The following is a 25931-nucleotide window of genomic DNA, read 5'->3' as shown; positions in this document are numbered from 1 at the left end:
GGTTCTACTTCGTCACCGGCCAGATGGACCACCTCGACGAGGTCGTCCAGAACGCCGCCGACGAATACGCCGCGAACCTGGCCCGGCTCGGCAACGTCGCCACCGCCCTGCGCGTCAGCATCCCTTCCGCTTAACCGTGTTGATCCCTCACAACTAGGAGACACACCAATGCAAACCGTACAGAACATCCAGGACATCGTCACCGGCGACCAAATCGACCCCCGGTCCTTCCGGAACACACTCGGCCACTACGCCTCCGGCATCACCATCATCGCCGGGCTTGCCGGGGACGAACCCATCGGGTTCACCTGCCAGTCGTTTTACAGCGTCTCAACCGAGCCTCCCCTGGTGTCCTTCAGCGTCATGCTGAACTCCACGACCTACCCGCGGATCCGCGAAACCGGGAAATTCTCCGTGAACGTCCTCTCACACGCCCAGCACGAAATCTCCAACCAGTTCGCCCGCAAAGGCACCGACAAATGGGCCGGCATCGACTGGAACCCCACCCGGAACCAGAACCCCGTGATCGCAGACACCCTCATGTGGCTCGACTGCGACATCTTCGCCGAATACGAAGCCGGGGACCACTACATCGTCATCGGCCGCGTCAACGAAATGAGCACCCCGGAATGGCACACCGGCCACCCCCTGCTCTACTTCAAAGGCCAATACCGCCACCTCCTCCCCACCACCGACTGAACATCTGAGAAGGTCGGAAGAACCCGGTTTGGCGCCTGCTTTGCAGGCGCCAAACGTCAACCTCTAAATACAGGTTGACCCGGTCGCCTTATACCTCCAGGAGCACCCCTTGGTTTCTGCATCTACTCTCCCCTGTCCGCAACTGACAGATGAGACGCCACATGGACGCGCCGATCTCGACGCCGCACGCGCTGCCTTCGGCCAAGAGGTCCGGCTGGAAATCCTCCGGTATCTGCGCATCCTGGGCCCTTCGAACCGGACCCAGATCGCCCGGGACACGCGCATCAGTCACGGACTGGTGGCACAGGCTCTGAACTTCCTCCTCGTCCCTGACACTGACGTATCTCGCAGCTGCCAGCATCAGTTTCCCGCATCGTTCCACAACGCATCCTTCTGAGAAAGGAAAAGCAATGACGCTGTTTTCCTGGAGCACCAAGCCCCGCTTCACCCCTTTAAGGCACCCACGCCACATTTCCCCGGCCGTTGAAAACGCAGACCTTTGCTGCTTCGCTTGGGAAGGTCTCTACCTCGATGACCAGGCAAGCCCCACAGAGCCCACCAACAGGCAGCCCGAACTGCCCGTACCCGCAGCACGGCACTAACACCCCACCACAGCCTTCGGCCGTGTCGTAGCCGCTTCGCGGGAGTCAGCATTTTCGACTGCGTGTGCTGCATCCGAAGGTGAAGCGGCCGTGGCTGCTTCCTTATCCAATCGCCTACGGTCAGGCGATGGTTTCGACGCAATTGTTCGCTCGCGAAACAAGACGCTGTGCCTCTTCGCGTGTAGGTGGGACGTCCGGGGAGTTGATCAACCGTCCAATGGGACACGACGCCCACCATCTCATCCACGTCGGCCGGCGTGGCATCTGGGCGAGCGTTGCCGTCGCTCATGAGCTCCGTAAGAATCCGCGAGAGGGAGGCGGCGACGTTCGGGTGCTGAAGCAGTTCGCCGACGATGGAGCCCAGTGTGTAACGGAGTTGGATGTCTTCCTCCTGAATCTGGATGCGGGTTCCGCCACGCACGTCGCGGCTGGAGGACCCGACCATAAACCAATAGACCGCGTCTTCGACGACCCAGCGTCCGACGCGGGCATAATAAGCCGGATCCTCTCTGCTCACATGAATTACGACTGTCTGGCTCTCCGGGTTCAAGATCGACGGGAGTGAAGCCCTCACGTTCTTGCGGAGCCCGCTGCACTCGCGAACCAGAAACTCCGACACGAACCTGGATGACCTCCCGGCCTGCCCGTTCGCCACTGTTTTGGACAGCAACGGTGATGTGGACGCCATCGACCGCCGCGATCGCCCTGACGCCTGAGGGCGCGAATATTGTGTACGCGACACAAGTACTCTTCTCCGGTTTCCCACCATCTCTGCAGACAATCGCGAAGGGGCGCGTCTGGCAGTCCGACACATGATTGAGCAAGGCTGCCGCGCGATCATGGTCCTCACCGCCGCGCCGTCGTCTGGTCTCGCGGAGAGTGGCGAAGGGCACGTCCTCCCCGAGAGGATCGCCGGATATCGTGATGCTCTAAAGGGGCGAGGCTTCCCTTCCAAGAGAAGAGGAACCTCCACTGCCGGGACGCTTTCGAAGAGTCGCGCGAAGGACTTACGGAATTGGATGCCCACGTCGACAGCCGGGACGATCTGGATGACATCGTCTGCCTGGCCGACGTGATGGCGCCACCTGCTTTGCGAACCCTCAGGATGCGTGGCTTACAGGTGCCTGAGGACGTTGCACCAGTTGGTTTTGATGATGAGAAGGCTGCGGTCCTAATCGACCCGCAGTCGACCGCCGTGCAACAGCCGGATGAGGCAATGGGACCGACTGGCCGTGGAGTTGCTGTTTCGTCTAATCAGCGGAGAAGACCTTCCCCGTACCTCCTATGAATTTAGTAGAAGCCTGGCGCCCCGGGGTTCGACGATGCCGCATTGAGACGGTTCCTGGATTACCGCCCTGCCGATTGGGACCGGCACCCAGTGATTTGATTGAACGTCGCCTACCCGAAGAAGCGCGAGATGCTTCCTCGCCTGGGCTTCCCCACCCGCGTGACGTTTACAGGTCAACATCTATCTGGGCCCGTTATCTACACCGTAATGCCACGTACGCTAATTCCGACACGCCATGAAAGTACCATTCGGGATCCTTGAAAGCCTCCTCGTTCCTCATAGAGGCGACATCGGTACGGGATCTGGAGTAAATGCCAGCCGGGGGATTGAAAGCTCCGGACGCAACAACGGCGGCGCCCCTGCAGCTATCGCACGCAGGGACACCGCCGTAATGCACACTTTAGGCTGGGGCGGGGGTGTTGGTGCCGATGTGGCATTCGACGCCGTATTTTGGCCATGAGGGGCAGTGTTTTCTGGGCTACGGCTGCGAGGTCCTCGATGTAGTCGGGGACGACGAGCAAGATGCCGTCGAGTTCGCTTTCCAGGACGGTGGTGGCCAGTCGCCGGGCGAGGGTTTCGTAGGATCCAACGAGCTCTCCGGGCATGACGCTGCTTTGCTGCTTGTCTCCGCCGATGAGGGATTTGGAGGAGTCGCTGAGTTCCTTGTAGCTCTTGTTCTGTTCGTAGCCGGCAGCGATGTCGGCCAGAGCTTCCTTGTCAATGCCGGCGTTGAAGTGGTCCATGCGGGCCTGCGCTTCTTCGTCGGTGTCGCGGGGATGACGGTGATCAGGCCGTAGGTCTTCAGGTCCGGGTCGCCGGCTTCGCGGGCGATTTGCTTGACCTGGCGGCCGGTCTGGAAGGACTTTTCGTTGTCGCTGGCCATGATGAAGGCGATGTTGCAGTTTTCGGCTGCGAACTTCAGGCCCCGGGGGGAAGCTCCGGCGTTGACCAGTGGCGGCAGCTTCGAGGGCTTTGGCCCCATGGTTGCTTCGTTGGCTTCGAAGTACTTGCCGTGGTGGTCGATGACCTTCTCGGTCCAGTACCGCTTGGCGAGCTGGACCCATTCATCGGCCATGTCGTACCGGCCGTCGTGGTCCATGGTGTCGTCCCAGAGACCGACGTGGTGCAGGTCCAGGTAGCTGGAGCCGGTAACGAGGTTCAGGCCTACCCGGCCCGGTCCGATCTGGTCCAGGGTGGAGATCATCTTGGCGATGACTGCCGGCGGGTAGACGGTCATGTGGATGGTGCCGAACACGTTGACCCGACTGGTGGCCTGCAGCAGCGCCGCGGTGGTGGTCATGGACTCAAGGGAGACCATCCAGTGCTCGGACGGGCCCATCCGGCCGCGCCAGATGGCGGGGCTGAGCACAAATCGAACCCGAGGTCCTCGGCGCCCTGGACGACCTTGAGCACGTGCTCGAACGTGCCCGGCGTTTCAGGGGTATTGACCGAGTGGATCCAGCCGTTCTTCCCAACCGGGATGAACACACCGGCATCAATGGTCTTAGTCATATCCAAAATCCTTCTAGAAGAGATAGGGCATGCGCCCTGTGGCAAAGAGTTCTGTGGTTGCAGGTTAGAGAGCGGTGGTGAGGCCACCATCAACGACGAGGGTTGCCCCGCTGATGTAGGTGTTTCGGTCCGAGAGAAGGAAGACGATGGGGCCGGCGATTTCTTCAGGAGCCGATGTCCGGCTGATCGGGAGGTGGCGATTTTCCACCAGCGACTGGAAGTAGTCGGTGTCGGCTTCGTTGATGCCAGTCTCCGGGTCATTGGACATCCGTGTCTTGACGAAGCCTGGAGCAACAATATTGACCAATACGTTGCTTGACGCGAGATCCAAAGCGAGGGCACGGGTTGCGGCGTCCAGTCCGCCCTTGCCCGCCGTGTAAGCGAAGGAGTTGGGCATCGCCTGGAAGGCAGCAGTGGAGCTGACATTCACAATGCGTCCCGCCCCCCCCCTGGCCGCCATGCGCAGACCAGCTTCACGTGCCAAGAAGACGGCACCCTCAAGGAACACAGCAAGCTGCTTGCGGAACATTTCCACGGTCAGGTCAGCAACAGCCGTATAGCTATAGGCGCCGGCAACATTGGCGAGCCCCTCGATGTTTCCGTGCTTTTCTTCAATCTCATCAAGAAGCACTTGTGGCCATCGATGTCAGTTACATCGAATCGGTAGCCGTGCACGCCTTCAACTGAAATTGGCTCCAGATCCAAGCCGACGACGGTGTAGCCGTCCTTGACAAGCAACTCGGCCGTCGCGGCTCCCATTCCGTTCGCTGCGCCGGTTACTACGACTGTAGGTGTCGTGGTCATGTGAGGGTTTTCCTCCCTGTTGTTTTTGGTCCACGAAGCTCTAGGCGGGGACTTATTACCGGTGGGTGCGTGACGAGCAGGGACGCTTTTGTGTTCGTTCGAAGACTCGCCGAGACTCTGGTGATCGTGTGCATCTGAGGCTCAAGCACCGCTGGTGGACTGACCTTTGTCGGTTTGAACCATCCATAACCTGATCAACCGCCCAGGATATTATTAGACTTATCCATGACACAGATCACTCTGTCAAGTGGCAGCGGTCTATGTCCCGCCGAGGTGAGGTACTCTTCCTGAGTGAGCGGCAAAGGCCGTTTGGAGGGGGAACAACTCCGACCTGAGCGGTTGCTTCTTTATGCAGATTATGGCGCCGGGGACGGGTGAGGGATCGAGCTCAGGAGGCCCGATCCCTTATCAAAATTTGTCTGGCAGCTTTTGGAGGGGCCGGACCGGACCTCAACGAGGCAGGGACGAACGGGCAGCACGGGACCGTCCTGTCAGGCGTCTTTGCGATGGTGATCCAGGAGGCGTGCGCGCACTGTTCAAGGAGCCTCGCCGTGCTGCTGCGGCGGATGTTGTCCGAGCTAGTCGAATGCTGCCCGAACAACATCTCGAATGGCTACAATCGCAGGCCGGGACTGAGAGCCGTCACGTACGAGAAAGTGGATGTTCCGGTGCTGATCGGTCGGCAGCCACGAACTGGGCTGCAGTTTGCTTCCCGATTCCCGTAGGACCATGTCCGGCAAGAAAGCGGCAGCTATACCTTTTTCGACCAGACGCAGGTGGAAAAGAAGGTCTGTGGATTCGTGTGCCACAACCGGTTCGAAGCCGCGTTCGCGGCAAACCCGAAGAGCCCACTGCGTCGAGGCTGTAGTAGGTGGCTCCATCACCCATGGGATGGTGCGGACTGTATCCAGGTTTGCATCAACATCGGGGCGCGGGAGGTAACCGCGTACTGCGTCCTGTCCCAAGGTGGTTACGTGCACTCCGTTCGAGGCCACCTCCTTCGTTCCCGGATAGGCATCTGTGAGAACAACATCTACTTGTCGCGACGTCAGCCGGACTGCTGCCGTTTCCGGATCTGCGAGTTGCAACCTAACGTCGAGGTCAGGATAACTTTCAGCCAAAGTGGCCAGTGCTTCAGGCAGGATTGTGCGACTGATAGTAGCGAAGGCAGCTACCCGCACCGTACCGTGCGGCCGACCATGGAACGATTCCAAGTCGGCCTCGGCCCTTTCAACGGCCGCCAAAATTGATTCGGTGTTTCGGACAAGCTCCTCCCCCGCGGCTGTCAGCTGAACGTTGCGCCCAACACGTTCAAGTAAAGGCACACCGCATTCCTTTTCCAGAAGCGACAGCTGCTGGGAAATAGCCGAATGACTATAGGACAACTCCTTGCCAGCGGCACTCATGCTTCCGCGGAGTTTCAGTTCCCTGAGAAGGACAAGGCGATGAAGATCGAGCATAGAATGACTCTATTCTTTGCACACAGCTCCATGGGAATTGCGCGGAAGATGAGCGTCTATATGGGCTAGTCCAACCTGGTTGAAAGCAGAGGAAGGTGCTTCCCGGATCGTTCTGTCTGCCGCTTCCACGGTGGAGCCGAAAAGCGAGTCGTTTTTGGCCGGGAATCATGTCACTTTCGTAACACGCATGATGGGCCCGATGGCTGAACTTGAGCGAGGATCATCCTCTTGGTGATGAGTCGGAGTGACTGCAAATCCGGATATAGTCAGCGGGTCGATCGACTTCCCATACGGTCATCTTTACGGAGCCGTCGCTACGCCACAACCAACATATGAACCCGTCCGGCATGATGCAGGCGACGGGTTTGAGACGATTCGTCCTCGGGTAATGACTTCCACCGAATCCCCCGCGGTGATCTCAGGCCACGCTATACGCTCCTGGCTTTGCGAAGGCTTTTTTTGACTTGCTTGAAACGACTCCGCTAGTTCTGAACATGATTGCTTTCTTCTTCCGGCTACGGGGGCCTGGGTGTGGCGACATCGACGAAACTGTCTCCGACCTCAATTCGCGGGGGTGCAGCCTTACCCGTCAAGTCTGGCCCAAGCGTCAGCATTCGTTCCTGGCAATTAAGGTGGCGTGGAACCTGGAGCACAACCAACGTGGCCCCCGATGGCTCGTGACGGTGGCCATGAGCGCTTCGACCATGCGCGGTGGTTGGAGGCAGCACCAATGGTACTGCCTCCAACGAAGTCTCCTTATGAAACAGGGAGGCTTCTTGGTGCCCGCGACTTTACTTGCCCGGTTAAACAGCCGTTCACAATCAAGTATTGACATGGAGCCGGGAACTCCGTGTCCGTATCACTTCCTGATTCAGGGAATGTCGTTTCTGGCCTAGGCAGAGACAGCTTCCGTAGCGTTGACAAGCTGAGGCAGGTCCGGGAAAGCTTCAGCGACACCGGCGTACTCAATACGACCATCGCGGGTGTTGACACCACGCGCCAGGGCGGGGCTTGCCGCGAGAGCCTTCTCCACACCAAGGTCGGCAATTTGCCGGATGTATGCAGCTGTAGCATTCGTCAGGGCAAGCGTGGAGGTGTGGGGCACGTCGCCTGGCATATTGGCGACACAATAGTGCCGGATGCCGTCCACAACGATGATGGGTGACTCATACGTTGTTGGGCGTGACGTTTCGAATGCGCCGCCCTGATCGATAGCCACGTCGATCAGGAGCGCGTCGGGCTTCAAGATACTCAACTGCTCTCGTGTCACGACCTTTGGTGCTGCACGCCCGGGTACGAGGACCGCGCCAATGACTACGTCAGCCTGCCGGAGTTCGGCGTCGACCGTTGCTGCGTTGGACATCAAGACCCGTGCCCGGCCGCCGAACAAAGCGTCAAGCTGACGGATACGGGTTCCCGACATGTCAAGAACGGTCACTTCCGCTTGCATGCCCAGAGCGAGCAGGGCCGCCTGGGTGCCAACCGCGCCGCCGCCGATGACAAGGACGCGGCAGGGAGCGACTCCAGGAGAACCGCCGAGCAACTTTCCAGGTCCTTCACCATGCCGACCCAAGTGAGAGGCGGCTGCGTGCGCCGCCAAGCGGCCGGCGATTTCACTCATGGGGGCCAGCAGCGGCAGGCCAGTTTCGTCCTGTACAGTCTCGTAGGCAATACCCAAGGTGCTTGCTTCCAGCAATGCCTCTGTCAGAGGACGGTCGGCTGCCAGATGCAGGTAGGTGAAGAGAGTCAGGTCGTCGCGCAGGAACTTGTACTCGGACCTAATTGGTTCCTTGACTTTGACCAAGAGCTCGGCGTTATCCCAAGCTCCGGCTTGAGTGGTGAGCTGGGCGCCTGCGATGACGTACTGTTCGTCAGGGTACCCTGCTGCAATACCTGCTCCGGTCTCCACATAGACGGTGTGTCCACGGCGGACAAGGTCAGCCGCTCCGGCGGGGGTCAAGCCGACCCGGGCTTCCTGGGGCTTGATTTCTTTTACTACTGAAATTCGCATGTTGTTTTTCCTGTTGCTTAGTGGGTCTCGCGGCGGGCGACGTTGTAGAAGCGGATGTTCTGGTACTCCTCCAGACCTTCTGCGCTTCCTTCTCGTCCTACCCCGGATTGCTTGACGCCTCCGAAGGGGGCGGTGGCGTTGGAGGGGACGCCTTGATTAATGCCGACGATTCCGGTTTCCAGGCGGTCCGCGACGTTGAAGGCTCGATCGAGGTTTTCTGTGAAGACATATCCGGCGAGACCGAATTCTGTGTCGTTGGCACGCGAGATGGCTTCTGCTTCTGTTGAAAAGCGTTGGACAGCAGCGATTGGACCGAAGATCTCACTGTTGGCGATCTTCGCCTCAGCCGGGACGCGGTCGAGAAGGGTCGGTGCGAAGAAGTGCCCGACGGTGTTGTATGCAGTACCGCCCGTGCGCAGTTCAGCTCCATTGGATATTGCGTCTTCAGTGAAGGCGAGCATCTGGTTCACCGCGCGGTCATCAATGAGTGCCCCAAGAACTGTGCCGTGGCCGAAACCGTTTCCCACGGGAGCGGCAGCCAAACGTTCGGTCAACGCCTCGACGAAAGCATCGGCTATGCCATCCTGGACGTAAATGCGGTTGGCGGCAATGCATGACTGTCCTCCATTCCGCATTTTCGCTGCATATGTTCCCTCGACAGCACGTTCAAAATCAGCATCGTTGAACACGATGAGTGGGGCGTTGCCACCGAGCTCCATGGATGTGCGCAGCACCCCCTCACCGGCAATTTTCAGCAGTTGTTGCCCGACGCCCGTGGAACCGGTGAATGAGATCTTCCGGATCCTCGGGTCTCGGAGTACCGCATTACTGAAGTCCCCTGACTTGGATGTCGTAATGACCTGGAGAAGTCCCTCCGGAACCCCGGCTTCGATGGCGAGCTTCACCGCGTAGATAGTCGTCAGTGGGGTGAGCGTTGCGGGCTTTATAACAGCGCCGCAACCTGCAGCAAGTGCCGGCGCGATCTTGCGTGTGGCCATGGCCAGCGGAAAGTTCCATGGTGTGATCAAAACGGCGAGGCCCACCGGGGCCCGGCGCACAAAGAAGCGGGATCCGCCATCGGGTGCTTCCCGGAATGAGCCCTCGGTTCTGACGGCTTCCTCGGCATACCAACGAACAAAATCAGTACCGTACTTAACCTCGCCCCGTGCTTCGCTCAAGGGCTTGCCCATTTCACGGGTGATGAGGTGGGCGAGCTCCTCGGTATGCTCCACCATGAGTTTCCACCAGGAAAGCAGCACGTCTGCCCGCTGCCGCGGTGTCGTCCTGGCCCAAGCAGTGCCGGCATCATCTGCAATTCGAACGGCCTCCAGTGCGGCGGTAACGTCCGCGTCCGGAACATTACCCAGAAATTCACCTGTGGCCGGATCATGCACAGCGATGCCCTCGGCGGGCAGGTGAAGATCAGCAATGACCGCATCGGCCTTGGCTGATGCCTGCGCGTCGGGCGCGATCAGTTCCGGAAGGCCGGCCGTTGCGAGAAAGTTCATCGGGTCACCGCCGCGTAGATAGCTTCCTCGATAGCGCTGACAAAGGAGGTCAACTCGTCATTGCTGATGATGAACGGAGGGCTGATCTGCAAAGTGTTGCCCCGCAATGGGCGGGAGATGAATCCTAGTTCAATGAGGTCGTCGGCGATCTTTTCAGCAGAAAGGTCGTTTGCCAGCGAAACACCGCCCAAAAGTCCTGCCACGCGTACATCCACCACGGCGCTTTGCCGCTTCGCCAAGGATTTGAGCGAGGAGTCCAAGAGAACTTCGAGTTCTTTAACGCGCGGGATCAGATTGTCCCGTTCCAGGATATCCAGGTGCGCCAACGCAACTGCCGCAGCCGTTGCGTGGCCCGCGTACGTAGCTCCGTGACGGAAAATCGGCGTTTGAGGGGAGTCAACGTAGAATGGCTCCCAGATACGCGGGGCCACGAGAACTCCACCCAGCGGGGCGTACCCCGAGGTGATGCCCTTGGCAAAAGTCACTAGATCCGGTTCAACACCGTAGCGCTCAGCAGCGAACATGGTCCCCGTGCGGCCGAACCCAGTGATGACTTCATCAAGAACCAACAAGATGTCGTTCTCACGGCAGATCTTCTGGAGTGCTTCCAGGTATCCTGGCGCGGGTGGGTTAACCCCACCCGTTCCCTGGATCGGCTCGGTGATAACCGCCGCGATGTTCTCGGCGCCGATTTCGGCCACAACTCGGGCAACTTCTTCTGCGTCGTGCAGTGGGAACCGAGCTGTCTCAGGAACCAGGGATTCAGTCCCGTAGCCCTCACGGTTGAACTCCAGTCCGGCGATGCTGGTGCCATAGGCGTGGAGGCCGTGATACGCAAACTCCCGGCTCAGGATGATTTTCTTCGTCGAACGGCCTTCACGCTGCCAGTGACGCCTTGCCAACTTGCAAGCCACGTCAACTGCGTCAGACCCACCTGAATTGAGAATGACCTTCGCCCGCTCGATGGGCGCCAGGGCAGCCAGCCGTTCACCCAGTGTCATCGCCCTGTCATTCGTGAAGCGGGCGAAGATGTGGTACGTCTCCAAGCGTTTCATCTGCTCAAAAGCCGCCTGGGCGAGTTCAGGGTGCGAGTGGCCAACGTTGGCATGCCAGAGTCCTGCTGTTCCATCGAAAAGCCGCTGGCCCTCGGTCGTGTAAACGTAGGAGCCTTCGCCCCGATTAATGACCAACTGCCGACCGAGAACAGTTGGGTTGTGGGCCTGAGCAGGCCATAGTGCAGGTCCATCGAGAATTGACGGCGCGAAGCTTGCCGACGAGCTGGTGAGCGTCATGATTTCGCTCCTTACGAACTAAGGGAGGTTGAGTCCATTCAAGGTGCTCTGCACCTCACGGCGGTTTGATAAACCCAGCTTATGTACCCGCAGTCTTCATGAAAAGCGAACGTTTCTAACAGTAACCTGTTTGAAAGACTTACAGGTTGTTTCCTTGGGAGCGCCTCTGGGGAACCGACGTCACCGGCTGGTTGCACGAATACGGGGGCGTTGCCTTGCTCCAGGTAGGTCGACGGCTAGGAGGACAGCCGCGCGCGTGGAGGGACGAGCAGATTGCCAGCGCCGAAATCGCATTTGCACATTCACGAAAAATTTGAGCGACTGAGAGGAGTTGGGCATGGGCTCCGCGCCCGGCACACACCCTCTGCCCCAAGGTTCAATGCAGCCCGGAGCGCAACTGGTTGAGATGGACATGATGGGCAAGCGTGGTGTCAGCAGGGGCCAGTACGTGAAGCCATCCAGCGCATGACCTGAGGCCTGCTGACATCTACAAGCGGGCACCGCCATCGAGAAAACCGCAGCGGGCGTCCTTCTCGCCATAGATTTTATGCACTCAGGACGGGGACTTCTGGAAGGCGTGGGGGAAATGGATAAGGCCAGGCTGGCCGACGACCGGGAAGCTATGTCTACAGCCGGCATAGCTTTCCACGCGTCCCTTGTCGCCATGGCCGCGAGTCCCCTACTTACCAAAATGCAATGGAACGCTGCTCACTGACACTCTCATGGGCCTGAACAGAATAGTCGCATGCGCACCTGACAACCGGTCGATTGAGCGACTTGCCTGACAAGTGCACCGGCCCGCTGCACTTTCGCCGCACCGCAGTTGCCTCAGAAGGCAAGAACCTTCAGCACGCACGCAAGAGTAGTGATCAGTGCCCTTACGTGTCGTTCCTGTCCTACCCGCCCAACTCGAATCAACTGCCCACACCTCTGGCATTCAAGGTCATCAGCGTGAGGACAGCTCACGTCTGGTCATGTCGAAACCGGACCTCGATCTTATGAACGTTCGTGACCGTCAAGATTTGCGAAGAGTGCGCGGGCAGCTTCGAGCCTTCCCGCAAGAGTCAGCGCTTCTGTTCAATCCGCTGCGGCAACAGGAAGCGGGACCGGATGCGTCGAACTGCCCATCGTCCTGCGCTGCCGGTAGAGGCTGACGAGGCTGACGCCGGCGCCCCAGTTCCCCAGGACGAGTTGAAGGCTTTGCAGCGCCAGCTGGCAACTAGGACAAGGATCTATCAGCGCCGTGTCGAGATTCTTCAGTCCAAGCTCCGCTCCCAGTCCTGTGAGATTGACCGGCTTGAGGCCGAGAACTCCGAGCAGCGTCGGAGCAACAATGTCCTCCAGCTTGAAGTAGCCCGGCTGAAGCGCGCCCAGAGAACCAACGTGCAGGACCTCGCGCATCTCGCAGCATGGTTGGTCTCGCTTGCGAACGCAAAAGGTGTCGCCCTGGACCCCGCAACGCTGGACATCCTGAACCGCCGCGGATGGCATCCATCCAAGCGCCAGGCAAGAGCGGCGCGGCCATGACGATGTCCATCGCGCGCCTCTCGGCACAATCAGGTCTGCGCTATCTGTTCAAGACCACGATGATGGATGACCTCACCACTACTCCCCCGGACGCCACCACCTACTACATGAAGGCCGGGACGCCGGAAGGCCGGTGGATCGGCAGCGGACTACCAGGCATCAACAGAGTTGCCGGCGACGTCGTCACAGAAACAGACGCGAAAGCAGTGTTCGACTTAGCCGTACATCCTGACACCAACACGCCCCTGGGCCGCCCGCACAGCCAACCCACCGCCGTCGAAAACAAAACCGGCCCACCAAGGGTGAGGCACGCCGTCGTTGGCTTCGACCTGACCTTCAGCGTGCCGAAGTCAGTGTCAGTCCTTTGGGCGCTCAGCCCTCGCAGCATGCAAGAGCAAATCCTGCGCACCCATCACCATGCAGTGGAGGCAACACTTGCCTGGTTGGAAGAGCAGGTCATCCACACCCGCGCCGGACGAAACGGCGTCGCCCACGTCGGCACAAGGGGCGCCATCGCCGCCGCCTTCGACCACTGGGAATCCCGCACCGGCGACCCGCAACTTCACACGCACCTGGTTATCGCCAACCGCCTTCAGCGCATCACCGACGGCGCCTGGGTTACCATCGATTCCCGCACGCTCTACAAGGCCGCCGTTGCTGCCAGCGAACACTACAACGGTCTCTTATTCGACGCCCTTCACTGCCGCCTTGGCAGCGACACGGACATCCGCGTCCCCGTTGTCAATACGGGCAATCCCAGCCAGCAGCTCACCGGGATCGACGAGGACTTCATCCGCGAGTTCTCGAACCGGTCCCGGCTGATCAACGTGGAAACAGACCGCCTCGTCGCGGAGTGGACAACGGAACACGGCCACCCGCCAAGCACAGCAACCATCATCAAGCTGCGGCAGCAAGCGACCCTGGCCACACGCGTCCCCAAGTCCGAGCTCCCCACGCCCCTGCACGAGCTATCGAGAGAATGGAAGGCACGCGCCACCGCCAAAGGATTCCCACCGAACGACGTTATCGCGGCAACGATCAACCGCTCCAGAATTGCCCCATTTGGCTTCCCTGACTTCACCTCTGACTGGATCTGCGCCTTGGCAACTCTGACACGTGAGCGGGTCGCTCACAAACGCTCAACCTGGAACCGCTGGAATCTCCTTGCGGAAGCGGAACGCGTCTGCGCCCAGGTGCGTTGCCGGACGGCGGTGGACAGGAGCACGCTCATGGATGCCGTCGCCACCGGAGCCGAACAGCAGTCCGTGCCTCTGAATGATTACCGCTACACCGTCTCTGCCGACGCCGCGGCAGACGTCCGGCATGGACCACGAAGCGTCTTCGACTTTCACGGATCGCGCCTCTACACCGATACGTCCACGCTCGCCTGTGAGGACGCGGTCATGGCAGCAAGGAACGACGACGGCGGCCCGGCAGTCCGCGCCGACGTCATCATGGATCTGCTTGACCGAGTCCAACAGCCGGAGAGCCGAGTGCTTCACTCCGACCAGCGTGCCGCGGTTGCCGACATAGTCCTGAGCGGCAACCGGCTCGACGCCATCGTGGGGCCAGCGGGCACGGGAAAGACGACAACGTTGAGTGCAGTGAAGGCAGTATGGGAAGCGGAGTACGGCGCCGGCAGCGTTGTAGGACTCGCCCCGGCAGCTGCCAGCGCCGAAGTGCTGGGCCACGAACTCGCTATGGCAACGGAGAACGTCACGAAGTGGCTGCACGAGTCGGCCGGCCAGGGGGCTAGTTCAAGGGCCTGGCGCTTCTTCGATGTGCAGGCGCAACTGACCACGGCTCCCGTCGGCGAGCGCCGGGGCATCAAGCTAGCGCAGGAGGCTGCGCGGCTCGCTGCCACCCAGCAAAGCTGGTGCTTCCATACGAACCAGCTGGTCATCATCGATGAGGCTTCGATGGTCTCGACTTTCCAACTGGCGGCTCTCGTCCAGCAGGCGCAGGAAGCCAGCGCAAAGATCCTCCTGGTCGGCGACCCGGGACAGCTGGACGCCATCGACGCCGGCGGTGTACTTGGCTGGCTGGACCGGCAAGGGAAGGCAACACGGCTGAGCACGATCTGGAGATTCCATGAGGAGTGGGAGCGTGCGTCGTCGCTCAAGCTCCGGAAGGGTGAGTACTCAGCCATCGCCGACTACGCACACCATGGAAGGATCCGGCACGGCAGCTACCTGGATATGGCTGACACGGCATACCTCGCGTGGCAGGCAGATACCCGGGCAGGAAAGTCCTCCATGCTCATCGCCGCCGACAATGAAACGGTTGGCATGCTCAACGAACGGGCGCAGGCGGACCGAGTGGCACGGGGTGAAGTTGATCCCGATCAGACGGTGCTGCTCAGCGATGGCCTACGAGCGGGTTCCGGTGACACGGTCATCGCCCGCGGAAATAACCGAAAGCTAGTGGACAGTGACGGTAATTTCGTGAGGAACGGAACGCTATTCGACGTCGAAGGCATCAGTCGGCGTGACGGTTCCCTGCTCGCGCGGCGGCGGGACACAGGCGCGAGCGTCTTACTCCCCCGGGCGTATCTGGAGTCATCCGTGGAGCTTGGCTACGCAACAACAGCCCACCGTTCCCAGGGCATTACCGTGGACACCGGCCACACGGTAGTCACACAGGGCCGGCTCACTCGCGAGCTGCTGTATGTGAGCATGACGCGTGGCCGTTCCGGCAACTTTGCCTACGTCAGCGAAGGTGACGACGCCGACCATCCGGCAGTCGATCCATCACTGCAGCTCTCATGGCAGGGCATCCTCGGCGAGGTACTCGCTGCGGAAGGCGCTGAGCGGACCGCCCACGAGATGCGCGACGCGGAGCGGAGGAAGGCGGACAGCCTTGAGCGGCTTTACGCGGAGTATGACTATCTCGCGCAGATCGCGGCAGGGCTGGATCTGAAACAGTGGCTGGACGAAAATGTCCCTGGCGCCTCGCCGAAATTCGAACAATCTCCGTCGTGGGGCGCAGCTGTCGCGGCCTGGCGGAAAGCCACAGCCGTCAGCCGGCAGCGTACCGAACGCATGCTGAGCCAGTTCTGCCAGGAAACTAGCAGTGCCAATGATCGCTGCGCTGTCCTCAGCATGCGCTTTCGCCGGTTCATGAAAGGAAGGACGACGGCGGTTGAGGAACCTCTGGTTGAAAAGCTCACCATTCGGCGCCCTGACTTAGCGGCGATGATTCAGCAGGTCAGGGAACGTATCTCCCAAAGGACGGAGACCGTGAGCATGGCAGCGCTGACAGCCGATCCTGAGTGGAAACGTGCTTTGCTCGAAGTCGTCGGAGATAGCACCAGCGGGCAAACCTGGCAGCTGGTCCGTGACGTTGCCGTCTTTCGCGACAGGTGGGCGCTGCCGGACTCTCCCCTCCCCCTGGGCCCGTCTCCGGCGGATTACGAATGGGAGCAACGGGGCCAGCGTGAACGAATCAATGCAGCAATCAACAATGCTCGTCGCCGTGGCGCCGCTCAGCTAGATGACTCACCTGTGGATTCAGCCCTTTCTCAGCAAGTCGTCCTTACAAGTGCCGGCTGGCAGCTCTAATCTGGTAAGGAGGTAATGCGAATGGTCGTCAATCCGGCGGTAAGACCCAAGGTAGCGACAACCGGACTAGTGTTAGCCACCGCGGTTGTCTTCATAGTCTTTGCCCTCTCTTTCATAGCCTTGGCCGCCACGGAACTTCCTCTCGTCATGAAGGTCATCGTTGGCAGCTTTTTGCTGGCAAGTGTTCTAGTGGTGGCGCTGTTATGGGGGAAAAGATCCGTCCGGCGGCGGACCTGGCTGGCCAACGCAGCAAACAGATGGCGATCCTTTGACAACGCTCAGCTGGCCAGCGGGACCACGACAGAGGTGACCCTCCTCAGCGTCGACGCGGTGCAACCCACCGGCGCGTGGGTCACCATCATGTGGAACCGCTTCAACCACGTACAGCGTGCTTGGATAGAGGCACTACCCGAACCACTATGGCCAGGATCCGTCCTGCTCATCGCCCCCGACCCCGCCCAGGTAATGCCCAGCACACCGTGGCCAGAGACGTACTTCATTCGAGCCGCCGACTGCCTAGCTTGGGCACCCGCTGAGGGCCGGCACCCCTAAGCGGCATCTCCTGTTAGGACGCTCCGGCGATACACACATTCGAACATATGTTCTAAAATAGCTTCATGATCAAGTCCGGCTCCCCTGAAGATGTCGAGCGAATGATGATGCGTCTGGACGCCGAAGCAAGCCGGCCAATAGACGACCCGGCACCCATCCGGGATTTCCCGAAATATGGGCGTCCGCTCGTGTACGTCAGTGGAATTTACGGCAAAGCCGTCGGGTGGACCCAGAAGTACGGCCTCATCGAGTGGCTGGATACTTCCGGCAAATACCACATGGGTTGGGCGCATTCCTCGAGCATCAGGCGTGTCAAGCCTGATGAGTGGAAGGGCAGTAGTGCGCTCTAGTTGGCAGCCATCCCGGCGACGCTCAGGTAATCATCGGGTAGCGCCGCGCGTGTCGAAGAAACGCAAGGCTCGCGGTCGTGCCTAGGGTCGTGGGCATGGAAAGAGATCCCTCAGGGGAGCTGAGAGGACAGACATCGATCAACGATCTTCTCGACAAGCCGGTCGGCGCAGCACCGGTCCAGCTCGCGCTGCCGATCCTGGTGCAGGTGAAGCCTGGACAATTCCGCCGACTGTCTTGAAGCGGCGGCCGAAAGCGTCTGAGCGTACATGTGGAGCGTTGACAAGGTGATGGCCTGGTCCAGTGAGGATCAGGCCATCACACTGCCCGCAGCAGTCTGCTACATGCTTATGTCAGCCCGCGCCGGCCCGCCTAAAGGGGGCGCGGCCACCGGCCCTTTCGTAGCGATGCTGTAAGCAGGCTGGGCAGCTTCGGGTGCCGCTTGAAGACCCGCCTCGACAGCAGCGTCCGGACCGGCTGCCGCCCGCGGAGAGCGCTGATACGTAGCCGTGCCGAACCGAAGGTCAGGCCCGATCGTTTCAGCAACAATCCGACGGGCTTCCCGCCGCTCACCATCCTTTTCGAACGCGCGGAACTCGAGTTCACCCGACACTGTTACCGGGTCCCCCTTCTTGAGGGAGTTCGAAGCGTTCTCTGCGAGCGCCCGGAACGCGGAGACGTTGTGGAAGACCGGGTCTCCGTCGTGCCAGCTTCCGTCTGCTCCCTGAATCCGCTGGTTCACCGCTACGCGCAGTTTGGTATGCGCTACCCCGGACTCACCGTAGGTGAGCTCAGGGTCCGCGACGAGGTTTCCGGCAATGTTGACCGGAATCTTGGTACTCATATCTTCTGCCCTTTCTTTCGCAGACGGGTCTCTCCCGTCCAACACTTCGCGGTCGCCCTACGGGCCGGAAATCTCCAACCCTCGGGATGGTCCGCCGGGCTGCTGCAGGCCAACGTACGAGTCCTGGCCCTGGACCCGGGGCGAGACTTCAGCAGTGGGAACCTTCCCGCCAAAACCCGGCGGATTCGTGGATTCGAGGATGTCCTTGCTTGCCGCCGTGACGCGGCCTAAAACTGACTTCGCAATATCCACCCGCGAGGCGGGTTGCTTCGCAGACGAGTTGTTCACAGCGGTTGAGTGCTCCGCTTCAATCACTGCATCAGCCCAGCCGGCCAGGTAGCTTGCAGACTGCGGACCCCGGTCGATGCCATGAGCCTTGAGGATCGTGTACGCCACAGACTCGGCCTCGACTTCGGCGAGGCCGCGGTGGTCCACACTGCTCCCGTACAGCTTTCCCACCTTGTCATCCGGCCCATGCAGCAAAACATGACCGAGCTCGTGCGCCAGGACGGCGACCCGCTCCTCCGCATTCAGCCAGCCCCCTACTTGAATCTCATGCTGCGCGAAGTCGGTGAAACCGCTCGTCAGCCCGAACTGCGCATCGGCGACCTCGATCGAGAAGCCATGCGTGCGGGCAACACGAGCCAGCGACTCCCATAGGTGCGGCGCGTCGAAGGCCGGGGCATCACTCAGCCGGGGAACCAGCAGCGGAGCCCCCTGGGTCTGCGAAACGTCGAAGACTGCCTGTCCGCGCCAACCCGTGATGAGGGTTTTCTTCCCCTCGTCGATAGCACCCTTGGGAAGTTTGTCGCCCAGAGGAATGCGCTGGCGCGTACCGTCGGGCAGCAGCATCTGCTGCACACGGGCAGTCCGAGGAGCAATAACCCACAGGGCATGCTCGCCCCGAAGGACAGTGCGGCCGTGTCGTTCCCATTCCTTGTACCCTGCGACGAGCGTCGGCTCGTCCGTACCCCGCTGCGCCATCTGCATCATGAGCAAGGCGACGTTGCCGCCGGAGTACCGCCACAAATTGGCTGAGGCGTCGAGCAGAACCTGCCAATGTGAAGGTGACTCGACCGCCTCCTCCAGGATCGAGTGCAGGCCATCCATCAATGAGGCGATTCGTTCCTCGGGCACCTTGCGGCGAGCGCCGACGCTGGCTCCCGGAGAGTTCTGGTCAGGCAAAATGCTAGGTGGAACTTCAGGTGTAGCGGCCACGACAGCCACCCTTCATGCTTCTTGGACCGCAGCATCGCTGCGCAGACACCCGTTCATGGTTAAGCACCTCAAGAGCGACATGACTCAGAAGTCAGCAACCAGTTGATGAGCAGCCTTCCGCCACTCAACAAAGTCAGGGTCATCACCAGACAGGATTCGGGGCGCAGGCTCCTTGTGCGCCTGCAGCCCTACACACCCGGCGGTCCTGGTGTGCATCCGCAAGCGTTCGACGGCGTGCGGGAGCCTTTCGTGAAAGGCAAGCGGGCCGAAGCCCGGGTCATCTTGAGTGTAGGAGGCAAGCTCAGCGCGGTGAAGCGCATACAACTCAGCCACAATCTCGGGGTGGCGCCACCAGCAGTCAGGAATGACCGACGTCGTCAGCTGATAGGTCGCGACAAGCCATCGCACCCATGAGAAAAGGGCACCCCAGACCTCCTGGGACTGCTCCGGAGTCATTTCCCGCCAACGGCGGGTCACGCTCTTCGAAGCCGCTGAAGCACCAAAAGCGGATCGAAACAACTGCGCAGTGATCTCGTCGTCCCCGAAGGAACCAGCAGACGGGACATCGAACTCCTCGGTCTCGTCATGGCTGCGCATCCGGCGCCCCTTCTGTCTTTTGCTGACGCTCCCTGTGCCCGTCGGCCAAGATGCGCTCCATCTCCGCCTTCAAGCGGCGCAGCTCCCCGGCGTCCTTACGCCTGTGCCACTCGAGTAGGTCGAGCAGGATCGGTCGAGTCCGCCGCCCGAGCATGAGCGCGGTGCCTGCGGGCAGGCGTCGAATCTCGTCCAGAGCAATCACAGGACTTTCGCGTATCTGCTCCCCGTCCTGCCTGCCAGCGGAAGACCAGGACCGCGTGGTGAGGGTGAGGCTCCTCTCCCCCAGCAAACCCGCAAGCGAGCGCAGGTCTCTCTCGTCGGATCCACCGCCAAAGATCACTTTGATGATCGCCGAGTCCCAGATGGTCGATGCCTCATCGATGGACCAGCCTGATCGGGCCTGGGACAACGACTGCAAAACGACGAGCGTTGAGATCCCGATACCGCCGCCGTCGGACAGCGCCACAGGCAGCCCGGGCCAAGGGGCGAGGTTGGCGATCTCGTCCAGGATCAAGGAAAGAGGTGGCTCCAGCCGTCCTCCTGGCGATACGAAGGCCATCTCCCGCGCTGCGTTATCGATGTCGTCGATCAGAGCGGACAAGTACGGCCCTGCGGCAGCGGCTCCAGCCCGAGTGCCAATCAGGTACAGGGTTCCCCGCTCCCGGATGAAGGCTTTCGGATCTAACTCTTCAGACGCGTCCTGCGGATTCAGCGCGGCCAGCACCTTTGGCGAGGACAGAGGTGCCACCGCAGCCGAAACCCCAATCCACGAGTTCGACGTATTCCGCGGGTCGTCCTCCAGGATGCCCATCAGGTCGGCCTGCCAACCCAGCGCCGCCCCCGGCTGGCCCAGCACCTCGAGAGCTTCGCGCGCCAGTACCGGACTGGAAGACCAGCGTCGGAAAGCTGTCACTCCCTCGCCACACAGCGCCGCAGCATGGAGCAGGCACTGAAGAACTATCAGCGAGCGCTTTTGCCACGCAGCGTTCTCGCCCTTCATCTCGGTGTCCGCCGTGATGACCAGCGCGCGCCGGGTAGCGATGTCCGGGTCCTCACATCCGCGTACCGGCGACCAGCGCAACGATGACGGGATCCCCGACATGCCCTGCGGGTCAAAGACTGTCACCGGTCGCCCACCGGAGGCCCGTGCCTTCATCGTCACCACCAGGTTGTCCGCACGCGTGGATGTTGTGACGACTGCCCCCGGCGCATCAAGAATGGCGTTGATGACGACGTACAAGCCCTTGCCGGATCGAGGCGCACCCTGGATCACCATCGACTCCTCCGTAGAGACATGAACGGTGACGCCGCGGGAGCGGCCCAGCGTCCACGACACGTCCTGCACAGTAGGGTTCACAAGTCCGGGTCGGGTGAACTTCCCCCGTTTCCGCACAGCCCTCGCCCCGAAGTCGTGAAGAATCTCGGCACGGCGGGCAACGCCGTCGCGGTTCAGGATGTCCTGCCGCAGCCAGCCGCCGGACTGCTTCCACCGCCGCCACGAGACAAGGGCACCAGCGGCGAGCGCACCCACCAGAAGCAGCGCCGGGACCAGGACCCACCAGACAGTGTCCGTATCAATCACACAACCGGAGCGTGGCGCCACTATCCAGTCCATGCGGTTGGCGAGAAGTCCGACGGCGGCCGCCGGGTTGAAGGGCGACGGCAGTGCCGTGCCGCACCGCCAGGAGACCACCACGTGCCCGGCAGCCTGGACGACAGCGCACAGGCAGACATAGGCCGCCGCACCAATGAGGCCAGCGGTCACCAGGGGGTTGTCGCTTGCAGCCCGCGAGCTGCCCAGCCTCCTCACAGCATCCTGTCATCCGTGCCGAACACGGCAAGCTCGTCCGTGGTCACGCGGTTTGCCACGATGAAGGAGCGGTTCCCCACCTTCCAGAGCCCGACGCCCTTCGGAAGGTTCTCCACATGCTCGCACTCAGCTTCGGTCAGGCCGAGCGCTTCCTTGGTCATGCGCATCGCGTCATGCTTCTGACGGTAAATGATCCTGGTGTCAGCCTCGGTCAGCAGACCCAAAGCTTTCTGCCGGTGTCCGCTGGTGCTGTCGCCGATCTCGTTGAGGTCAGCGACCTTGTGCATGATGAGCAGGTTTGCGATGCCGTAGGTTCTGGCGAGCCGCCACTGCTCGCTCATCTTTGCCAACATGTACGGATCTGCGAGCATCCGCCACCCCCCGTCGTACACCACAAGCCGCTTCCCGCCGTCGGGATTGGTGATGGCGGCTTCCAGCCACGTGGCGCCGCAGGCCGCGGCTAGCGAGAGGGCCTGATCCGACGCCCCGATCAGCGCCGAGGTATCCATCACCATCATCGGGGCGTCAGCGTCGAAGGCCACCGTGGATGGCGCATCGAACATCCCTTCGAGGTCACCTGACACGGTACGCCTCAGTGAATGGCTCACGGCGGTTGCTCCATCTGAACCGACCAAGGCCGTCATTTCCTTCGACGGCTTGAGGAGGTGGTCCAGCACCATAGGCAGCGTCGGGTTTGAGTTCTCGGCCATGGTTTCCATGAGGGCGATGTCCAAGGCGGTGTGCTCCACGGGGCGAAGGGGCGTGCCCTGCCGCATGAGCGAGACCAAGGCCCCAAGGAGATACCGACGCCGTTGCCTCACTACCGCTTGCCACTGCGCCTCGGTAAGGGCAGTGGAGCGGGGACCGGCGTCGAGGGGATTCACCCTCGCGGGTCGGCCCGGGCCAATGGAAATGACCTTGCCGCCAACAGCCTCCGCTACAGCAACCCACTCCCCCTTGGGATCAGACGCGACGGCCGCCTTTCGCCCTAGGGTGATGGACCGCGTCACGAGCGAATTGCCACACATGGACTTGCCGGTGCCAACTGTCCCAATAACAACAATGGAAGGGCCGCTGATGATCCCCTTGTCATAAAGGATCCAAGGGTCATACGAGAAAGCCCCGGACCCGAACACATCGGTACCGATGTAGGTTCCCTCGTGCCCCAGCCCCGACTCCGTAAGGAACGGGTAGGCGGCCGCAAACGTCATAGTCGATGCACGGTGGGGCGCGGGCCGCAGCCGATGAGGACCACGCAGGGAGTTCGGCTCGTTGCTCCCCCAGTCACCCGCGAAGCGCACCCCATGGAGGTCGCGCCGCTTGTCCCCTACCAATGCAGTCGCCCACCCTTCAGCGGGCGGCGTTGGCCGCCGTCGCGCTTTCCGTTCCGCTCGGTTCTTTCCCGACGGCAGATACTCGAAGCTTTTCAATGCCTGATTCAACGCAGTCCCCTTCCAAGCGGCAGGCCGCCGGCGACAAACGCGGCCCATTGCTGCCCGTAGAGAAGCCGGAGTTCAACGAATGCTCCGGCGGCTGCGGACTCAAGTTCCTGGCGATGCCGTGCCAGGTCCTCCAGCGAGGTCGCCGTGACGGTGATGTAGGCGGCCGGGCGGACGTCCCCATGGCCGGCGACGATCTCTTCCTCCCTCTGTATCACTTCTTCTTCCTCGGCCTTTTGCTCACGGGTGAGAGGCCTGTCGAAGCGGGCGTTGATGCGGCGGCGGGTTTCATGGGCCTCCTGAGCGGAGCGGATATCACGGAGGGCTTCAGCGGTAGGCACTGCCCGTATGACTTCCGTGAACGTGTGCCGGAATTCGCCCACATAGATCAGGGGATGCAGGAAGCCGGGGAAGACTTTCTGGCGCGGCCATTCGGCGATCCAGAAAGTCTGGTGAAATCCGGTGTCGGTCCGCAGGTAGGTCCAGTGCTCCTCTACGGCCATGGGGCCGTGTTGGTAGACGGCATCCATCTCCTTAGTTGGCGGCTCGTCCGACGGCGGGGCTGCCGCCACCGGCGCTTTGGCAGCCGGCAAAGCAGCGGGATCGAATGCGCCACGGATGATCCCTAGCAGTCCCGGTTCCCCAATCCACTCTTCCACCTTCACGCTGTGAGTACCGAGCGACGTTTTCATCGCCTCAACTTCCAGCCGCAGGACGTGTTCCAGACCTAGCAGTCCCCCGCCCGACTCCTTGATCCGCCGTCGAGCCTTGCTTGTATCCAGGACAACTGCCACGAGGAGTTCATGGCTCATAGTTGATCCGGCTGCACCGAGCAAGTCCTCATACGCGCGTTGTCCCCATGCAGCCTTTTCACCGCCCTGGGCCGGTATAGCGTTGCCTTTGTAGAACTCCCAGAGCGCCGACGACGGATAGGGCACTGTGTAATCCTGGACGGCAATCCTGGCCACGCCTGGCCGTTGAGCCATGCCGGCTTGCACACGTGACCAGGCTTGCACCGCCCACGCTTTATCATCTGCATCCAGAAGTGCAAAGGATCGCGTACTGCAGCGCAACACCGCGATTGCCTCCCTGCCGTGACGGTCGACCATGAAGCATTCACCGCTTGCCGTTATTCGGATCTCCAGATTGCCGAGACCGCCCGGAAGAGCGAGCCGACCAGCCAATTGCGCAGCTTCGGGCTTTGCAAGGAACCGTGTTTGTCCTGCCGCCGCCCGGTAGAAGAACACAGCGAGCTGTTTCGCCCATACGGGATAAGGAATGCGCGAATACTGGAGGAGCCCGAGCAGCATAAGCCCAAGCCAGAGGGGTCCGGAGGAAAAAAGGCCAACCGGCCCACTGCTGGCAGAAGCCACTATGGCAACCGCGCCGCCCCCTGCGACTATCAACAACTGGTACCACTTGAGGCCAAGGAAGAACCCGCGGCGCTCGTACCGCGGGAATTTCACGGCCTCAAGGGCGCGCGCGTCTTCAGACATGTGGGTTTCCTAGGTTTGGAGAGTTGATTCTTGGTGGTTGGGGTTTGGGAGGCCGAACCCCCGAGGGTGCCGGTGCGCTTGCGTTGGGATGCGCTCGCGGTTCTGTATCTCCGAGTGCGGCCTGCCGAGCGGGTGGGGCAGTGACGCCCTGTTCTTGAGGATCTATACGCATCAAGCCCTGCTGCGACTCGGGCACCTGCACGGTGTTCGGAGCTCCTGTTGATGGCCAGGTTCTCAACGCCAACTGGCCACTGTCACCGTGGGCCGACGGCATCCCGGACCGTACAGCGGGTGCCAACACTTGTGTGGGGAAGAGGCTGCGGCTTGAGCTGATTGGCCGGGTCATGGCGGATCGATTTACTAGGCCCGCAAGCGTCAGGCGACCACCTGTCTGCCGACTGATCTGGCGAGCCGCCACACTGCTGCTCCTGGAAAGGACGTGGCCGCCACCGGCCGTTTGGGCTGCTGCCGCCAGTTCCCCGCCCGCGAAGCTAACCAAGCGAAGAGCCATGAGAGGTGCACCGCAGGCAAGCGCCATGCCCACGGTTCCTGCGGCCAAGCCCGCAAAAGACTTGGACTCGGCAAAAAGCTTGACCGCTACGGCCAAAACTGTTGCGGCCAACGGTTTGGCCAACACCAGGGCAATGACCACCTCGCACCAGCGGCGTGCCCAGGACTTTGTCTTGTCCCAGGGCAGAAGCATCAGCGCCACCGGCGCGACGGCCGCCAAGACGACGAGTGCAAAGGAGCGGAAGATCATCGAGCACATCAGGATGAAGGCGAGGATCCATACGACAATAACTGCCATCACTGTAACGACGACGGCACCAGCTGGGCCCCCTGTCGTCCCAGGTGCCAGCGAGACCAAGTTCCATTCCCGACCACTTCCTTCTGGTGCCCGTTCAAATCCGAAAAGCCTCATGAACACGAGGTATGGGTCCGAACCGATCGATTCGAGCAAGGCGGCCGAGGCTAAATCGCTAGCCCGCGTCAGTTGCCGGACGAGGTACACGGCAGCCCCGACGAGTGGAATGGCCGCAGCGCCACCAAGCATGGCGCGGCCGATGCGTCTCGGCTGCTGGCTCACCAGGCCCGACAGGACCTGAAGAATCATCACGACGACGAGCGGCGTCATCATGACGACCACCCACCAGCTCGTCAGCCCCTCAATGGACAGCCACTGGGAGTCGTCGACATCCGACACTGAGAAGGCGCCGGTAATGAAGGCCCAGAGCCAGGACGCCATGTTCTGGAGGATGTTGGCGAAGAGAGACGTGACTGCGCCCAGGGCGTTGTCGTTCGCTTGTGAGACCAAACCGCAGCCGGGCGGCCACCATCCATTGAGGTCGCACTCAACAGGCATG

23 protein-coding genes and 1 pseudogene are annotated in these 25931 nt (G+C 61.2%); 8 read left to right on the top strand and 16 right to left on the bottom strand.

What is annotated here, in order from left to right; all coding sequences use genetic code 11:
* Positions 1-168: 168 nt before the first annotated feature.
* The 3 genes from AC5RTT_RS09195 (at position 169) to AC5RTT_RS09185 (ending at position 1866) form a co-directional block, all read left to right on the top strand.
* Positions 169-699: a flavin reductase family protein gene (locus tag AC5RTT_RS09195; protein ID WP_494144931.1), complete on the top strand. Its 531-nt coding sequence runs from the start codon at positions 169-171 to the stop codon at positions 697-699.
* Between the two features lie 410 nt (positions 700-1109).
* Positions 1110-1301 carry a hypothetical protein gene (locus tag AC5RTT_RS09190; protein ID WP_494144934.1) on the top strand — a complete coding sequence of 64 codons (192 nt, stop codon included), beginning with the start codon at positions 1110-1112 and terminating at the stop codon, positions 1299-1301.
* A 217-nt stretch (positions 1302-1518) separates the two neighbouring features.
* The gene (locus tag AC5RTT_RS09185; RefSeq protein WP_494144933.1) at positions 1519-1866 is read left to right on the top strand and encodes a hypothetical protein; all 348 of its coding nucleotides are present in this window, start codon (positions 1519-1521) and stop codon (positions 1864-1866) included.
* Here AC5RTT_RS09185 and AC5RTT_RS09180 read toward each other — a convergent pair.
* Positions 1783-1989: pseudogene (locus tag AC5RTT_RS09180) on the bottom strand (hypothetical protein); the annotation flags it as partial. The gene AC5RTT_RS09185 and the pseudogene AC5RTT_RS09180 sit on opposite strands and share 84 nt — an antisense overlap.
* A 327-nt stretch (positions 1990-2316) precedes the next feature.
* Here AC5RTT_RS09180 and AC5RTT_RS09175 point away from each other — a divergent pair.
* Positions 2317-2589 (top strand): substrate-binding domain-containing protein, encoded by a 273-nt coding sequence (locus AC5RTT_RS09175; RefSeq protein WP_494144930.1) that lies wholly within the window; start codon positions 2317-2319, stop codon positions 2587-2589.
* 478 nt (positions 2590-3067) lie between these two features.
* Here the strand turns inward: AC5RTT_RS09175 and AC5RTT_RS09170 are convergent, their stop codons facing one another.
* The 8 genes from AC5RTT_RS09170 to AC5RTT_RS09135 form a co-directional block, all read right to left on the bottom strand.
* Positions 3068-3889 (bottom strand): LLM class flavin-dependent oxidoreductase, encoded by an 822-nt coding sequence (locus AC5RTT_RS09170; RefSeq protein WP_494144929.1) that lies wholly within the window; start codon positions 3887-3889, stop codon positions 3068-3070.
* Entirely contained in the window at positions 3886-4101 is a 216-nt protein-coding gene (locus tag AC5RTT_RS09165) for a hypothetical protein (RefSeq protein WP_494144928.1), read from the bottom strand. Before AC5RTT_RS09165 ends, AC5RTT_RS09170 begins: the two co-directional genes overlap by 4 nt.
* 64 nt (positions 4102-4165) lie before the next feature.
* Positions 4166-4732, bottom strand: coding sequence for an SDR family NAD(P)-dependent oxidoreductase (locus tag AC5RTT_RS09160; protein ID WP_494144927.1), 567 nt, complete (start codon positions 4730-4732; stop codon positions 4166-4168).
* A 751-nt stretch (positions 4733-5483) separates the two neighbouring features.
* Positions 5484-6365, bottom strand: coding sequence for a LysR family transcriptional regulator (locus tag AC5RTT_RS09155; protein ID WP_494144926.1), 882 nt, complete (start codon positions 6363-6365; stop codon positions 5484-5486).
* Between the two features lie 892 nt (positions 6366-7257).
* On the bottom strand, positions 7258-8376 hold the full coding sequence (gene ald / locus AC5RTT_RS09150; protein WP_494144925.1) for an alanine dehydrogenase: 1119 nt from the start codon (positions 8374-8376) through the stop codon (positions 7258-7260).
* A gap of 17 nt (positions 8377-8393) precedes the next feature.
* Positions 8394-9884, bottom strand: a complete 1491-nt coding sequence (locus tag AC5RTT_RS09145; RefSeq protein WP_494144924.1) for an NAD-dependent succinate-semialdehyde dehydrogenase — start codon at positions 9882-9884, stop codon at positions 8394-8396.
* Positions 9881-11176, bottom strand: coding sequence for an aminotransferase family protein (locus AC5RTT_RS09140; protein WP_494144923.1), 1296 nt, complete (start codon positions 11174-11176; stop codon positions 9881-9883). The genes AC5RTT_RS09145 and AC5RTT_RS09140 overlap by 4 nt, the downstream gene beginning before the upstream one ends.
* Positions 11177-12253: 1077 nt before the next feature.
* Positions 12254-12577: a hypothetical protein gene (locus AC5RTT_RS09135; RefSeq protein WP_494144922.1), complete on the bottom strand. Its 324-nt coding sequence runs from the start codon at positions 12575-12577 to the stop codon at positions 12254-12256.
* A gap of 83 nt (positions 12578-12660) precedes the next feature.
* Here AC5RTT_RS09135 and mobF point away from each other — a divergent pair, with 83 nt between their 5' ends.
* The 4 genes from mobF to AC5RTT_RS09115 all read left to right on the top strand — a co-directional run bounded on the left by mobF (position 12661) and on the right by AC5RTT_RS09115 (position 17404).
* A complete protein-coding gene (gene mobF / locus AC5RTT_RS09130) occupies positions 12661-16263 on the top strand; it encodes a MobF family relaxase (protein ID WP_494144921.1) in 3603 nt (1200 codons plus the stop codon).
* Between the two features lie 21 nt (positions 16264-16284).
* Entirely contained in the window at positions 16285-16815 is a 531-nt protein-coding gene (locus tag AC5RTT_RS09125) for a hypothetical protein (protein ID WP_494144920.1), read from the top strand.
* Positions 16816-16880: 65 nt separating this feature from the next.
* The gene (locus AC5RTT_RS09120; RefSeq protein WP_494144919.1) at positions 16881-17165 is read left to right on the top strand and encodes a hypothetical protein; all 285 of its coding nucleotides are present in this window, start codon (positions 16881-16883) and stop codon (positions 17163-17165) included.
* Between the two features lie 95 nt (positions 17166-17260).
* Positions 17261-17404 carry a hypothetical protein gene (locus AC5RTT_RS09115; RefSeq protein ID WP_421093343.1) on the top strand — a complete coding sequence of 48 codons (144 nt, stop codon included), beginning with the start codon at positions 17261-17263 and terminating at the stop codon, positions 17402-17404.
* A 99-nt stretch (positions 17405-17503) separates the two neighbouring features.
* On the opposite strand, the gene AC5RTT_RS09110 is transcribed toward AC5RTT_RS09115, so the two are convergent.
* The 7 genes from AC5RTT_RS09110 to AC5RTT_RS09080 form a co-directional block, all read right to left on the bottom strand.
* Entirely contained in the window at positions 17504-18007 is a 504-nt protein-coding gene (locus tag AC5RTT_RS09110) for a single-stranded DNA-binding protein (RefSeq protein WP_494144918.1), read from the bottom strand.
* A 57-nt stretch (positions 18008-18064) separates the two neighbouring features.
* Entirely contained in the window at positions 18065-19192 is a 1128-nt protein-coding gene (locus tag AC5RTT_RS09105; RefSeq protein ID WP_494144917.1) for an ArdC-like ssDNA-binding domain-containing protein, read from the bottom strand.
* Between the two features lie 117 nt (positions 19193-19309).
* Positions 19310-19822: a hypothetical protein gene (locus tag AC5RTT_RS09100; RefSeq protein ID WP_066285540.1), complete on the bottom strand. Its 513-nt coding sequence runs from the start codon at positions 19820-19822 to the stop codon at positions 19310-19312.
* A complete protein-coding gene (locus AC5RTT_RS09095) occupies positions 19809-21587 on the bottom strand; it encodes a type IV secretory system conjugative DNA transfer family protein (protein WP_494144916.1) in 1779 nt (592 codons plus the stop codon). Before AC5RTT_RS09095 ends, AC5RTT_RS09100 begins: the two co-directional genes overlap by 14 nt.
* A 41-nt stretch (positions 21588-21628) precedes the next feature.
* Entirely contained in the window at positions 21629-22843 is a 1215-nt protein-coding gene (locus tag AC5RTT_RS09090) for a putative type IV secretion/conjugal transfer ATPase (RefSeq protein ID WP_494144915.1), read from the bottom strand.
* Positions 22844-23070: 227 nt separating this feature from the next.
* A complete protein-coding gene (locus AC5RTT_RS09085; RefSeq protein ID WP_494144914.1) occupies positions 23071-24567 on the bottom strand; it encodes an SCO6880 family protein in 1497 nt (498 codons plus the stop codon).
* Entirely contained in the window at positions 24560-25930 is a 1371-nt protein-coding gene (locus AC5RTT_RS09080) for a type IV secretion system protein (protein WP_494144913.1), read from the bottom strand. Before AC5RTT_RS09080 ends, AC5RTT_RS09085 begins: the two co-directional genes overlap by 8 nt.
* Between the last annotated feature and the right edge of the window lies 1 nt (position 25931).

Source organism: Arthrobacter sp. Y3221157 (assembly GCF_059089865.1).
Note: the sequence above shows the minus strand (reverse complement) of the source record. Positions and strands in the feature narration are given on the sequence as shown.

Excerpts from the sequence above, each read along its gene's own strand:
- AC5RTT_RS09165 (WP_494144928.1), bottom strand. The coding sequence starts at position 4,101 with ATGACTAAGACCATTGATGCCGGTGTGTTCATCCCGGTTGGGAAGAAC.
- AC5RTT_RS09185 (WP_494144933.1), top strand. The coding sequence starts at position 1,519 with ATGGGACACGACGCCCACCATCTCATCCACGTCGGCCGGCGTGGCATC.
- AC5RTT_RS09090 (WP_494144915.1), bottom strand. The coding sequence starts at position 22,843 with ATGACGTTTGCGGCCGCCTACCCGTTCCTTACGGAGTCGGGGCTGGGG.
- AC5RTT_RS09085 (WP_494144914.1), bottom strand. The coding sequence starts at position 24,567 with ATGTCTGAAGACGCGCGCGCCCTTGAGGCCGTGAAATTCCCGCGGTAC.
- AC5RTT_RS09145 (WP_494144924.1), bottom strand. The coding sequence starts at position 9,884 with ATGAACTTTCTCGCAACGGCCGGCCTTCCGGAACTGATCGCGCCCGAC.
- AC5RTT_RS09140 (WP_494144923.1), bottom strand. The coding sequence starts at position 11,176 with ATGACGCTCACCAGCTCGTCGGCAAGCTTCGCGCCGTCAATTCTCGAT.
- AC5RTT_RS09110 (WP_494144918.1), bottom strand. The coding sequence starts at position 18,007 with ATGAGTACCAAGATTCCGGTCAACATTGCCGGAAACCTCGTCGCGGAC.
- AC5RTT_RS09080 (WP_494144913.1), bottom strand. The coding sequence starts at position 25,930 with ATGCCTGTTGAGTGCGACCTCAATGGATGGTGGCCGCCCGGCTGCGGT.
- AC5RTT_RS09125 (WP_494144920.1), top strand. The coding sequence starts at position 16,285 with ATGGTCGTCAATCCGGCGGTAAGACCCAAGGTAGCGACAACCGGACTA.
- AC5RTT_RS09120 (WP_494144919.1), top strand. The coding sequence starts at position 16,881 with ATGATCAAGTCCGGCTCCCCTGAAGATGTCGAGCGAATGATGATGCGT.
- mobF (WP_494144921.1), top strand. The coding sequence starts at position 12,661 with ATGGCATCCATCCAAGCGCCAGGCAAGAGCGGCGCGGCCATGACGATG.
- AC5RTT_RS09170 (WP_494144929.1), bottom strand. The coding sequence starts at position 3,889 with ATGACCACCACCGCGGCGCTGCTGCAGGCCACCAGTCGGGTCAACGTG.
- AC5RTT_RS09195 (WP_494144931.1), top strand. The coding sequence starts at position 169 with ATGCAAACCGTACAGAACATCCAGGACATCGTCACCGGCGACCAAATC.
- AC5RTT_RS09155 (WP_494144926.1), bottom strand. The coding sequence starts at position 6,365 with ATGCTCGATCTTCATCGCCTTGTCCTTCTCAGGGAACTGAAACTCCGC.
- AC5RTT_RS09100 (WP_066285540.1), bottom strand. The coding sequence starts at position 19,822 with ATGCGCAGCCATGACGAGACCGAGGAGTTCGATGTCCCGTCTGCTGGT.
- ald (WP_494144925.1), bottom strand. The coding sequence starts at position 8,376 with ATGCGAATTTCAGTAGTAAAAGAAATCAAGCCCCAGGAAGCCCGGGTC.
- AC5RTT_RS09115 (WP_421093343.1), top strand. The coding sequence starts at position 17,261 with ATGGAAAGAGATCCCTCAGGGGAGCTGAGAGGACAGACATCGATCAAC.
- AC5RTT_RS09190 (WP_494144934.1), top strand. The coding sequence starts at position 1,110 with ATGACGCTGTTTTCCTGGAGCACCAAGCCCCGCTTCACCCCTTTAAGG.
- AC5RTT_RS09135 (WP_494144922.1), bottom strand. The coding sequence starts at position 12,577 with ATGCGCGAGGTCCTGCACGTTGGTTCTCTGGGCGCGCTTCAGCCGGGC.